Raw genomic sequence first — 11,918 nt, 5'->3', positions numbered from 1 at the left:
CCCTCTGACTATGCACACTCACAGGCGCACGATTCCGGACAAGCCGGAATGACGGCAAGGGACAAAGGCGGAATTATTGCATAGGTATCTTGTGATTTTTTTCAAATGCGATTGCCCTGAGACAGGGGTGCAGGGGAATTATTTCCCTGCCGGGATGGGGTTAAGGGGAAGGGCAAAGCCCGTCCCCTTCTCTTTATTTCTTCTTCAATGCACTAAGCCTGTCTGCGAGGCTTGTTGGCTGAACCTCTCCTTTTACTTCTCTGAGGGCGGCGGCCACGTGTTCGTCCTCTTCGAGGGATGCGGGTTTCAGGAGGTCTGAGCGTGTTTTTGCCGCTTCCGCCTTTGCCGAGGCGTCTTCTGTGATGTGTTTCATTGCCTTTAGCGCCACGTTGAAATTATCTGTGCCAAGTCCTGCGGCCGTTTTGGCGGCTGACGCTTTTTCCGAGGCCATCTGCTCCTGTATCTTTGCCCTTTGCATCTCTCTCATGGCCTGTGAGTATTGGGATTTTGCCTCTTTAAGTTTTTTTGCCGCGTCTTGTGTTATCTGCTCCAGATATTTGAACATATCCTCGGCCTCTGCCGCTTCCTGCTTTTCCTTGTCCACATCGGCGGACATCTTCTCTATGTTTTCTATCAGCGAGGCGAGGCTTTTCTCTATGGACGCCTTTTTTACGGGGTCAGTTTCGGCGGCTATCTTTTGATTCAGTATCTCGGCGGCCTCTACCCTCTGATTATACAGGGCTACCATTTTCTCGGCCTCATCCTTTTCTTTCAGCATGGTTTGGCGAGCCTTTGCGGCCTGAATGCTTACCTCTTCAAGTTTTTGGTCCATTTCCTTTATCTCCGCCTCAGTGGCCCCTTCCGGGTCAAAGGAAACCAATCCTTCTATCACCGAGTTTTTGATTTTATCCATTGTCACCTTTCCATAGTTCGAAAAAAACCCCATGTTTCTTACCTCCTTAATATCTTACGAAATTTCAAGTTCAGGCTCAGCCAGCTCTATGCCTGCCATTATTGTTATTCCGGCCTCTTTTACAGCGCCGAACTCATCCTTAACTTTTTCCATCGTAACAACCACATACTCATTTATGCCAACATCCCTTGCGTACCTCATAGACAAACAATCCACCTTCATGCCGGTCATCCCATACGCGTCAAGCGCGACGGTCTCGGTAAACTCCATAGGTTCTATATACTCCTGCTGAGGGCTGCCTATTGTCCTCTGATACACCAACTCACCGTCTATTATGAAATCCTTATATCCTATCAGGCCAGTGTCATAGTTGAGCCATACCCCCCAATCGTCCTCGGTGGCGGGGAATATCTCATCTATGACCTTAAAATAGGCCAGGGAGATAATCTCCGTATTCTCTACAACCACCTGAATAATAGACTCATCTTCTTTGTCCATAGTGGATTGAAGATATACCTTGTAGTTACTCATAGGCCCTATGGTGTATTTACCGGCGGCAACTACCGTGTGTGTTGACGCACCGGGGGATTGCACCTTTAAATTCCCCTCGTTGATGATAAACTTCGTCTCGTCAATTTTCACTATGCTGTTGATTTTCAGGCCAAGTGGAATGGTTGAATCCACACGCTGCTTCTTCCCCTCAAGCAGCCCCGAGAGCGCCTCCTTTTGCCTTTGCACTATATGTTTAAAGATTCCCATTGCACCCATAGTTGTCCTCCTGATGTTAATCCAACCTGTATTTCGCCGCCGAAGCCGCTCCTTTCCTCTTATTGTATATATAATAAATTAATAAGGCAAGCAGCACAAATATCAGGAACCAGCGCAGATAATGCGATTCTTTTTTTACGGGATGAGCCGCCTCAATCACTTTTTTGTTCAGGGCAATATCGGCGTCCACGCCGGGTGGGATATATGACTGGTCAACAGGTTCACCCTTTAGCTCAGCGACCTGCTTGTCGAGATTTGCGAGTTTAGCCTTTAGCTCGGCGTTTTCGCCTGAGAGCTTTTCGGTCTCCTGACGCCATCTCTGGAAATCCGGGTCATTCTGATGGTTATAGTACATCCTTGAGTAGTTTCTGTCTGAGGCGTGGTCAAGCATAAACCACAGAAACATGGCGTCCCACATGCCAAAAGACGGCGCACTCATATACACATACTGCGGCGGCTGATAGCTGTTGCCCGAATAGAAGTTATCCCGCCGGTAGGCATATGTGTTTTGGTCATAGCCACGCGTCCTGTTTACGATGGGGTTGCCAGTGTATCCGCCATAGTTGGTTGTGGTATCTTTCGATTTAAACCTGCCCTGCTGCTCCTCATACTTTGACAGGGATTCTTTGGCCTGTTGTTTAGAGACAGTGGTGTTTAGTTTTTGGTCATAAGCAGAGGGTTTACCAGTTTGGCCACCGGCTGAGGCCGCCCCCGCGGTGTTGCCGTATTTTTTTTTGGAATCGCTTGATTGTTGTTGAGTGCCTGATGATGGGTTGGTTGCCGAATTGCCATATTTTGAAGCCGGGGCCGTCGCGGTGCTGCTCTTGCTCGCCGATGACGAGTTGCCGTAAGAACTCCTGCTGGATGAACTACCTCCACTGCTCCTTGAGCCGCCTGAGCTTCCGGCCTTAGCCCACAGGATATCAGCACCGGCAAAGACAACCGCAACCATTGCTAAAATTACAACGTGTTTTTTAAACATCTATCCCTCCTGATAAATATTGTTTATGGCACAGGGGGCCATTTCGAGGCGGCCTCAGCGGGTTTTATATCTTTTTCCCCTGCCTCTTCCTTATCTTTCACCAGCAAGCCATCAAGGAATATGCCTTCCTGTACCTTCCCGTTTTTCAGTGTTAACCTGCCGCGGCCGTTTTTTTTATCGTTTTCAAAATGGCCTTCATATATGGAGCCGTCGGCGTAGCTCATAACACCTTCGCCGTTAAAAAGGTTGTCAATAAAGTCCCCTGTGTACTTATCGCCGCTACCGAAATAATACGTGCCCTCGCCGTTGAATTTATCACCTGAGAACTGTCCTTCATATCTGTCGCCATTGGTATAATAATAAATACCCGTGCCCTGTCTGATGCCGTCCACACTATGCCCGACATATTTATCCCCTGATGGCCATATATTCGTACCCATGCCGTTTCTCAGGCCGTCCTTAAATTCCCCTTCGTATTTTTGGCCATCAGCAAAAACAAGAACACCCTTTCCGCAAGCGACTCCACCGGCAAGCTGTCCTGTGTAGATGTCGCCGTTTGGGTAGTTGACGGTGCCTGTGCCGCTGGGATTGCCCCCCGTAAACTCGCCCTCGTATCTCTCGCCGCTGTCAAACACAAACGTCCCATATCCGTTTAAACAATCCCCCTTGATACATTCTGAATAAGCGCTCTGGCCAGAAAGAAGCAGCATTATAATAATTGCCGCGGCGGCGCTGCCTGACCGTAATGATGCTGTTGTCATAGGTGGGTATAATAACATTTTTTGCGGCGTTATGTTAATCAACTCTGCTGCCTCACGTACCTTGCGGGATGGTCTATTTAACTGCGAGATAGACTATTTAACTACCAAAAATTTAATTACGGCAATCATCGCGGCGGTTTGTCCTATCCAGAAGAGGAACATCCATTTGATTATTTCGGCTTTAATGTTGGAGACATCGGCCCGCAGTTTTTCCATTTCAACGCGTAATTCAACTCGCAGTTTTTCCATTTCAAGGCGTAATGTGCCGGAAACTTCAGAAAGGCGGCGTTCAAAACGCTCCTCTGCGATGGCTATGGCGTCTTTTCTTGCCCCTAAGTCTATATCGTTGATAAGCGAGGCAAAGTCCTCACTGGCTTCGTCCCCAAGACGCTCTCTTATCGAACGAGGTATCGCTATCACACTCATAGTCTAATTATACGAACAGCAAAGGGCTTTGTCAAGGACACTATTTCATATAGGTTTATACATGAGGCAATACGCTATCAACCAATTGTGGCGTCGGGATATTTTGAAAGCAGGGCATTGACCTTCTCGTCGCTTTTTCTTAGTCTGTCGGACAGGGTAAGGGCGAGATTTTTGTATAGTTTCAGGCAGAGCTTAGGCTCGGAGTTCCTAAGCACTACCTCGTTAATGGCCACAAGAGAGCACTGGGTCTGTGCCGTGGCGGTTGCAAAGCGAGGCGCTGAGTCCATCAGGGACATTTCACCAAAGCAGTCCCCCGGTTTCAGCATGTTTAGTAAGGTTTCAGTTGTATTTCCCTGAGATGTCTTGGTGATTTTCACCTGCCCGCTCATGATTATGTACATCCTGTTGCCTATGCTTCCCTCTTTAAATATCTCTTCGTCTTTTTTATATGCGTGTTTGCTGCTGATGTTATAAATTTTGTTCAGCTCCTCAAGGGAAAAGTCAGCGAAGAACGTGTAGTGTCTCTTCAAATTCAGGAGAAATTCCCTGTCAGCCGTATCCATCAAAGCAGCTATTTTTTGCGTGTCGAGCATTTCGGCGCGGCTAAGGTATATCTCCATTTCGTCAGCAAACTCACCGGCCGATTGCAGTCTCTTTTCCTTGTCCTTCTCCAGTGCCTTCATTACACAATTGCTTATGATAAGCGGTATATCCTTCTGTATCGAATGCGGGGGTGGTGGGGTTTCTGATTTAATCTTTGTAAATAACGACGGTAAGTCCGCAGCCGGAAAAGGTTTTTTCCCCGTGAGAAACTCATAGGACATTGCCCCTAAGGAAAACACATCGGTCTGCCTGTCCAGCTCGCCTCCGGTTACCTGCTCAGGAGACATATACGACGGCGTTCCAAGGACACGGTCTGCTTTGTGTATGGCGCTTTTTGAGGACGACAGCATTGCTATTCCAAAGTCCATTATTTTTGCCTGATAGTCCCTGGTCTTGGTATGTTCACTGATTACAAGCATAATGTTTGCGGGCTTTATGTCCCTGTGAATCACCCCGCGCTGGTGGGCGTAGTGAAGGGCCGAGGCCACTTGCACAAGCAGTTTTACTTTGCTGATGAGCGGCAGGGAAATCTTGTCCTGAATTATTGTTTTAAGCGCAATGCCGTCAACAAACTCCATGACAAAATAATGTATGTCGTAGGATTCACCGGCATCGTATATCGTGGCTATGTTGGGATGTGACAAAATGCCCGCAATTCTGACCTCCTGATAAAACAGCTTAAGCATATCCTTCTCATCCATAGCCTGAAACGCCTTGCCAAGGCGTATTGTCTTAATTGCCACAACCCTGTCAATTATAGTGTCCTTGCCCTTGTAGACAAGCCCCATAGCGCCCTGTCCCAGCTCGTGAAGTATTTTATATCTTCCGATACTGATAGTCCCAAGGGTTGCGTCGCGAATCAGATTAAATCTCATCATAACTATTCATTATAACATAAGATTATACAAAACGTCGGCAAACTTATCTGAAAACGCAGCGTCAGAGAAACGCTCCATGACGGTTTTCCTCCCCTCTCTGGCAATCCACAGGCTCAAAGAGGGATTGCCGGCAAGTTCGCAAATACGCTCACATAACGCCTCCCTGTCGGTTGGGGTAAACAGCAGGCCGTTTGCCCCGTGAGTGATTATCTCCGGTATTCCACCAACATCAGAGGCAATCACGGGTCTTTCCATAGCCATCGCCTCTATTACCACCATGCCAAAAGACTCTAACCCTCGTGTGGGCACTGCCACAATGTCCGCCGCCGCGTACAAGCGCTCTACGTCATCCCTGTATCCGGCGAAATGTACTCGTTCAGAGATTGATAACATGGCCGCGCTCTCTTGCAGCGTACTCTTAAATGGGCCGTCACCGGCAAAGAGCAATCTCATTCGGGGATTCCCCTCGCTGGCATCTTTAAAGGCATACAACAGATCAAGGCCGCCCTTGTCCTCAGTTATTCTGCCCACGGTGGCAATGACCAGGTCGTCTTTGGCAAAGCCAAGTTCGGCACGCACCTCTTCGCGGCTGACCTTGCCGGGGTCGAAGCGGTTAATATCAACCGAATTATATATAACCTCTATCTTGTCTTGAGCTATACCACTGTTAATCAATGTGCGTTTTACGGCGGCACTTACGGCTATTATCTTATCCACATCGCCCCTGATAAGCCAGTTGGTCAGGGATTTCAGCCTGTTCATCTGATGTCTGACGATTATGGATTTCAGTCCCAGTCCCCGGCAGATAACCGCCAGCGGCCAGTACTCCTTCCCGAGATTGGCGCAGATTACATCAATGCCGTCCTGTCTTACTACGCTTAGTATCCTGTACCATGATTTAAAATCCATCAGATTCTTTAGCCCAATATGTCTTACTGTAATCCCCAGCGCCTCGGCCTGCCCGTAGAGTTTCCCCCCGCGCGGGCATCCCAGCACCACGTTAATGCCTTTTTTGCTCAGCCCCCCGGCAAGAACCGCCCCGTGCGAGCCTATGCCGCTCCAGCTCTTACCTGTGTAGAGCAGCAGCAGATTTATTGTTTTTTGCGGCACGCAGAACTGCCTTTATATAGGTGGAGTTTATAGGCGAATGAAAGCGGGCCTGTAGTGGATTTAACAGATATGCGCCTTAACTCATATGGGTTTTCGGCCTTAAATACACAGCCCTTCCGGGTTGTAAAGGCGGCCTTATACCCGGCGGCCTTTACCATTTCGGCGGTGTCTTCATTATAATCGCCATAGGGATAACAAAAATAATCCACGCCCATGCCTAACTTTTCCTCTAAGGCGGCCTTAGAGCCAAAGACTTCACCGCGCAGCGCCTCGCCCGCCAGGGATGTAAGAGAGGGGTGTGTCATGGTATGCGCGGCAAAGCTGACCCCTTCGTCTTTTAATCTGGCGATGGCGTTCCAGTCGAGGAGTTTCTTTCTGACATTTAGATACTCGCAGTCCCATAGATTTTCCCCGCCGACACGCCCCGCAACGACAAAAACCGTCACAGGGAAACCCAGCGCCCTGAGCACGGGCCAGGCGTTGTCGCTGAAATCCTGAAACCCATCGTCAAAGGTCAGAGCCACAGGACGCCTTACACGGCTTTGGCCACTTATGAAATCTAAAATCCCATCCAGAGACACAACGGTAAAGCCCGCGGCCTTCAGATACCGCATCTGCAGGTGAAATGCCGCTGGTGACACGTAAAGCCCTGGAAGCCTTGCCCCCTTTGGCACCCTGCCGATGTTGTGATACATAAGGACTATTGCCCTGTCCATTTAAAACGTCCTATAATAGGCTGTGATGAAAGAGGATATTGTTGCCATCGCGCATTATAACACAACCGCCCACGATTTGAGCATCGGGGAGTTTCTCACGCGTATCTATGAAACACTTAATGCGGCCTTCGGCCCTCAGCACTGGTGGCCAGCCGAAACACCATTTGAGGTGGCAGTTGGGGCAATCCTCACGCAAAACACCAACTGGCTCAATGTCGAGAAGGCTATTTCAAATCTAAAGGCCAACAATGCCCTTGACCCCTTGATAATGCACGCGATGTCTCCGCACGATCTCTCCGCGTTAATAAAACCCTCCGGCTACCACAACGTAAAGGCCGCGCGCCTGAAGGCATTTATAGAGTTTCTCGTACTAAACTACGGCGGGGTTATTGAAACAATGACAGGACAGGAAACCGCCGCCCTCAGGACTGCCCTGCTAGAGATACACGGCATCGGCCCTGAGACCGCTGACTCAATACTGCTTTATGCCCTTCAAAAGCCGGTATTCGTCATAGACGCCTACACAAAGCGCGTCATTGACAGGCACGGGCTTATGGTCTATAAACGCCCATACGACGACTTTCAGGCGCTCTTTCAAAATAGTATAGGCCGCGACATATACAACAACTACCACGCCCTGTTCGTCAGGCTTGGCAAGTACTTCTGTAAACCCAAACCCCTGTGTGCCGAATGCCCCCTTAAGGGGATTTCTTATCATGGGGATTAAATAGCTGGCGCGATGGATTTAATAATCGAAGGCCTTAGAAAGGCGTTTTTATTGATAATTTCATTGGACGCCGGGCTGATGGGGATAGTTTTATTGTCCCTTAGGGTATCTCTGACCGCGCTGTTAATTGGCACCGCACTTGGGGTGCCCACGGGGGCGCTGATTTGCTTAAAAGAAAAATTTCCACTAAGACACTTCGCACTAAATATATTGAACACGGCGATGGGGCTTCCGCCGGTTGTGGTGGGGTTATTTTTGTATCTGCTGCTTTCAAGGCGGGGGCCGCTTGGGGCGCTTGGGCTGCTTTATACCGCGTCAGCTATGATAATCGCCCAAAGCATCCTGGCCTTTCCGATAGTGTCATCCCTTAGCTATGCGGCCATCAGCGCTGTGCCACCAATAATACGCCAGGCCGCTATGACACTTGGGGCAGCGCCGTTTCAGACGACGATTGCTATAATAAAGGAGGCGCGCTATGCAATCTTAGCCGCGGTGATGGCGGCCTTTGGGCGGCTTAGTGCCGAGGTGGGGGCGGTGCTTATTGTGGGCGGCAATATCGCCGGTAGGACGAGGGTCATAACGTCGGCCATTGTGCTGGAGACAGACAAGGGGGATTTCTCTGAGGCCATAGCCCTTGGAGTTGTGCTGCTTAGTATCTCGCTTTGTGTAAATATTGCCTTATATTTTTTTTCCAGACGGGGGCACACTAAGGGGTACCTTTGGGCCTGACTCTAAGCGTGTCTGAGCTAAAGAAATCCTACGGCGGCACGGTTGTCCTTGACGGGTGTTCTTACAGGTTTGAAGACGGCCGCGTGTATGCCATAATGGGGCCAAACGGTTCGGGTAAGTCAACCTTTCTCCGGCTCTGTGCGCTCATAGAAAAACCGGACTCCGGCAAAGCAGATTTTATTGAGGAAGGCGTAGTGATAGAACATGGCCTTGCCCTCATGCGGCGTATTACGCTGCTGCTGCCGTCTGTTGGCGTTTTTAACACGACGGTCTATGAAAACATCGCATATGGGCTTAAACTTAGAAAAGTGAACAAAGCTGAGATAGAACATAGGGTATTAAACGCCGCCGAAATGGTCGGCCTGAAGGACAAGATAAGACGCCGGGCCGTGACGCTCTCAAGCGGCGAGACTCAGCGCATGGGCTTGGCGCGGGCGTTGGTTATCTCCCCCTCTGTCCTCTTTCTGGACGAGCCAACAGCGGCGGTGGACGCCAAAAACTCAAAGGCGATAGAGGAGATAATCCAAAACATGAGACATACCCTGAAGGCAACGATAATCCTCTCCACGCACGACGCCGGGCTGGCCGAAAGAGCCGCCAACACGATATTAATCCTCAGAGACGGCAGGGCAACCGCACTGTGATACAGACATCATGTTAACAGTGGAAGCTCAACAAGGTGTTTTACTCCATATTTAATAGTTAAATAATATTTACACTTCAATATCAACAACTTACCGCCGCAGCCACTACTTTTAATGCTACAATAATGTCGCACTGATACGTTATTGTAGTGTTTTTTACTAAATCCCGCCATTTAAGAAACCCATGCGAACAGGAAACCGGCGTATTTACTGGCTTTATAGGACATTCATGCGAATTTTGGACATATATATAAGGGCAACGAATTAATCGAGGCAAATCAGGAGGAGAATGGACGATGGCGGATACATGTTGGATAAAGGATGAGCATGGGAGATTTCAGGGTAGAAGGCCGGGGTGCAAGATGGAGAAGGCCGACGGCGGCGTGTTACCCGTTTCAGATTCAGCGGGGGATAACGCCGCAGAGGTTGAAGATAATAAAGGAGTTAACATCACTAATAATGACTCTGAGTTGGAAAAAAGAATACGGAAGATATTGAGCAAACCTAAATCTAAGTGGACCAAAGAAGATAATGAATTGATAGCGGAATATTTACGTGCCAAGGCAGCTGAGATCGGAAAACAATGGAAAAACGCCGTTCTGACAATGGTGCTGACATTGATGTTTGGCGCTGAATCCGTACCGGCAATTCTCGCTGCCATGGCGATGGGTATAGCATTGGATGAGCTGATGAAATATGCCGAGGAGAAGTTTCCCGGATATGGCGCTCTTGGCGTCATGCTTGCCGCGGCAGTTTTAATTGCGGCGAAGGGCAAATTAAATGCTCAAGCAGCAGCAAAAGCGGACGAAAAGGCTGCGGCGGCAGTGGTAGAAGAAAAAGCCGCGGCTGAAGAGGCGGCAGCAGAGAAAGCAGCAGTAGAGAAAAAGGCGGCTGAAGAGGCGGCGAAGTCAAGTGAAAAAATTGGCGGAATATACGACGAAACAGCGAATGGAAGTTCTTTGTCCAAGTCTGATCCAGAAAAGGAAGCAAATAAGATAACTACTGGCGATATAAAGGCTAACCAGGCAAAGACATTGAACGAGCAAGCTGAAAAGGCAGGGTCATCAACAAGATTCGATGGATATACAACAGAGGCTTCACAAGCGACAATTGAACACTCAATACGCGGACATTCTGACGCCAAAGTAGAAATCGCCAAAGAAAGAGAGGCTCAAGGCTATAAAGTAAGTCCGCAGGATAAAATCCCTGAGGAACAACGTAAGGGACAGGGTGGCAAGAGCAATGTACCTCTGACAAAGGGGGATTATCAAAATATACCAAAGTATCGTGAGGAGGCGATTGACAAAGGCAGAGTTGTGTTTCAACCGATAAATGGTAACAAACTATTTGAAACGGTTGAGTTTCAGGTACCACAAAGCGACGGGGTTATACATATGATTTACAGGGTTGACCGTGTTAACAATAAAATGACTTTTGTAACGATGTACAAAGTAGGATATAGAAAACCACCTGCATCTCGATAAACAAAGGAGGATACTAACAATAGAGAGAAAGGTATATACGATAGTTACTTTACTTCAGTATAATAAATAAAGTTTAAAAAAGGAGGATGAAAGATGATATTTAATAAGAAGGCTATAGAGATATTTGGTATTAATTGCGGTGGCATGTCACTAAGGGAATATGGTGACCGTGATGTTGGGGATACGTTTTTCAGCGCGTTGACCTTTATAGATATAGAAATGGAGCCGTCTGAAAGCGCAACAAAGTCACTAAAGAAGGTTGAGATAAATCTTTATGAGGGAGTAGGCAGGATATTTGCCATCGACAAATACGATGGCTACCCAGTGTTGATATTTGATTGTGGAATATACGCCTTCTCACTTTATAGAGTACTCCCTAAGGGAATCGAGAGCGGCTCTTACGTGAAGATACGATTTTATCTTGTGTTCGATGAGGACCGCCATTCGCAACTTAGCATAAACGGTGAACCGCTTTGGAAGGTTATCCCCGGCATGGTTTATGACTGGAGAGTGAAAGATATACTGATAATGATAGAGGAGGAAATTGGAAGGAAAAACTTTGCAAAAATGCCCGTTGCTTATACTTCTTCTAAAGGAGAAATATATAAACGAATCAGTGGAACCAACGCGTATGAGGACTGTGGAGAAGATTTCAATACCAGTTATATTTTGGTCTGTGAGATGCTGTGAGACGTTAAGATGTTACCGTCCACTTCATAAATCTATTTCAAGACAAAAGGAGGTTACAGGCGATGGACAACAGAGTTATGTCAGACAATTACTGTGAGGCGGTCGCGTATATGATTATTACAAACGCGCAAGCCTTGGAGGATAAGGTAAAGGCAGGGGCGTTTATTTCGCTTTTCCTGCAAAGTATAAACAACAAATACGGAGAAGAGGCCCTGAAACGAGTTGTAGAGGAGATTAAAAAAGAATTAACACCAAAACCCAAACAACCCACCTCACCTCTGAAGCGCCTTAGGGCTAAGTTGTTAAAGAGAAAACAACAGCAAGCCCAACTGAAAAAGTAAGCGGTTGGGTGTGTCTCTTGAGAGCGAATGCAATCTTTGTCAATACGTATGTGTACTGAAACTTAACCAAACACTATGGGGCTATTTGCTTAGTAAGCGTCTAAATAACTACACCCGCTGGGTTACCGGCAAGAGTACCCTTATCG

At 48.0% G+C, this 11,918-nt stretch carries 14 protein-coding genes; 6 read left to right on the top strand and 8 right to left on the bottom strand.

What is annotated here, in order from left to right; all coding sequences use genetic code 11:
- Nucleotides 1–193: 193 nt before the first annotated feature.
- The 8 genes from AB7D94_RS13490 to AB7D94_RS13455 form a co-directional block, all read right to left on the bottom strand.
- Nucleotides 194–946 carry a coiled-coil domain-containing protein gene (locus AB7D94_RS13490; protein ID WP_420266428.1) on the bottom strand — a complete coding sequence of 251 codons (753 nt, stop codon included), beginning with the start codon at nucleotides 944–946 and terminating at the stop codon, nucleotides 194–196.
- A 21-nt stretch (nucleotides 947–967) separates the two neighbouring features.
- Nucleotides 968–1,681 carry a DUF2491 family protein gene (locus AB7D94_RS13485; protein ID WP_420266427.1) on the bottom strand — a complete coding sequence of 238 codons (714 nt, stop codon included), beginning with the start codon at nucleotides 1,679–1,681 and terminating at the stop codon, nucleotides 968–970.
- A 16-nt stretch (nucleotides 1,682–1,697) separates the two neighbouring features.
- Nucleotides 1,698–2,663 (bottom strand): coiled-coil domain-containing protein, encoded by a 966-nt coding sequence (locus AB7D94_RS13480; RefSeq protein WP_420266426.1) that lies wholly within the window; start codon nucleotides 2,661–2,663, stop codon nucleotides 1,698–1,700.
- A gap of 23 nt (nucleotides 2,664–2,686) precedes the next feature.
- Nucleotides 2,687–3,424 (bottom strand): MORN repeat-containing protein, encoded by a 738-nt coding sequence (locus AB7D94_RS13475; RefSeq protein ID WP_420266424.1) that lies wholly within the window; start codon nucleotides 3,422–3,424, stop codon nucleotides 2,687–2,689.
- 93 nt (nucleotides 3,425–3,517) lie between these two features.
- Nucleotides 3,518–3,850 (bottom strand): LA_3696 family protein, encoded by a 333-nt coding sequence (locus AB7D94_RS13470; protein WP_420266423.1) that lies wholly within the window; start codon nucleotides 3,848–3,850, stop codon nucleotides 3,518–3,520.
- A 77-nt stretch (nucleotides 3,851–3,927) separates the two neighbouring features.
- On the bottom strand, nucleotides 3,928–5,331 hold the full coding sequence (locus AB7D94_RS13465; protein ID WP_420266422.1) for a protein kinase domain-containing protein: 1,404 nt from the start codon (nucleotides 5,329–5,331) through the stop codon (nucleotides 3,928–3,930).
- Between the two features lie 9 nt (nucleotides 5,332–5,340).
- Complete coding sequence (locus AB7D94_RS13460) at nucleotides 5,341–6,441, bottom strand: glycosyltransferase family 4 protein (protein WP_420266421.1); 1,101 nt, start codon at nucleotides 6,439–6,441, stop codon at nucleotides 5,341–5,343.
- A complete protein-coding gene (locus AB7D94_RS13455; protein ID WP_420266420.1) occupies nucleotides 6,423–7,157 on the bottom strand; it encodes a polysaccharide deacetylase family protein in 735 nt (244 codons plus the stop codon). Before AB7D94_RS13455 ends, AB7D94_RS13460 begins: the two co-directional genes overlap by 19 nt.
- Before the next feature lie 25 nt (nucleotides 7,158–7,182).
- Here AB7D94_RS13455 and AB7D94_RS13450 point away from each other — a divergent pair, with 25 nt between their 5' ends.
- The 6 genes from AB7D94_RS13450 (at nucleotide 7,183) to AB7D94_RS13425 (ending at nucleotide 11,772) form a co-directional block, all read left to right on the top strand.
- The gene (locus tag AB7D94_RS13450) at nucleotides 7,183–7,884 is read left to right on the top strand and encodes an endonuclease III domain-containing protein (protein ID WP_420266419.1); all 702 of its coding nucleotides are present in this window, start codon (nucleotides 7,183–7,185) and stop codon (nucleotides 7,882–7,884) included.
- Between the two features lie 12 nt (nucleotides 7,885–7,896).
- The gene (locus AB7D94_RS13445) at nucleotides 7,897–8,613 is read left to right on the top strand and encodes an ABC transporter permease (RefSeq protein ID WP_420266417.1); all 717 of its coding nucleotides are present in this window, start codon (nucleotides 7,897–7,899) and stop codon (nucleotides 8,611–8,613) included.
- Nucleotides 8,604–9,257 (top strand): ABC transporter ATP-binding protein, encoded by a 654-nt coding sequence (locus AB7D94_RS13440; protein WP_420266416.1) that lies wholly within the window; start codon nucleotides 8,604–8,606, stop codon nucleotides 9,255–9,257. Before AB7D94_RS13445 ends, AB7D94_RS13440 begins: the two co-directional genes overlap by 10 nt.
- Before the next feature lie 296 nt (nucleotides 9,258–9,553).
- The gene (locus AB7D94_RS13435; protein WP_420266415.1) at nucleotides 9,554–10,741 is read left to right on the top strand and encodes a hypothetical protein; all 1,188 of its coding nucleotides are present in this window, start codon (nucleotides 9,554–9,556) and stop codon (nucleotides 10,739–10,741) included.
- Nucleotides 10,742–10,834: 93 nt separating this feature from the next.
- The gene (locus AB7D94_RS13430; RefSeq protein ID WP_420266414.1) at nucleotides 10,835–11,431 is read left to right on the top strand and encodes a hypothetical protein; all 597 of its coding nucleotides are present in this window, start codon (nucleotides 10,835–10,837) and stop codon (nucleotides 11,429–11,431) included.
- Nucleotides 11,432–11,493: 62 nt separating this feature from the next.
- Nucleotides 11,494–11,772: a hypothetical protein gene (locus tag AB7D94_RS13425; RefSeq protein WP_420266413.1), complete on the top strand. Its 279-nt coding sequence runs from the start codon at nucleotides 11,494–11,496 to the stop codon at nucleotides 11,770–11,772.
- Nucleotides 11,773–11,918 lie beyond the last annotated feature (146 nt).

The organism is Candidatus Magnetominusculus dajiuhuensis (assembly GCF_046044395.1).
In the GTDB taxonomy this organism is placed as follows: Bacteria; Nitrospirota; Thermodesulfovibrionia; order Thermodesulfovibrionales; family Magnetobacteriaceae; genus Magnetominusculus; species Magnetominusculus dajiuhuensis.
The sequence above is the reverse complement of the archived record's forward strand: the minus strand, read 5'-3'. Positions and strand labels throughout refer to the sequence as shown.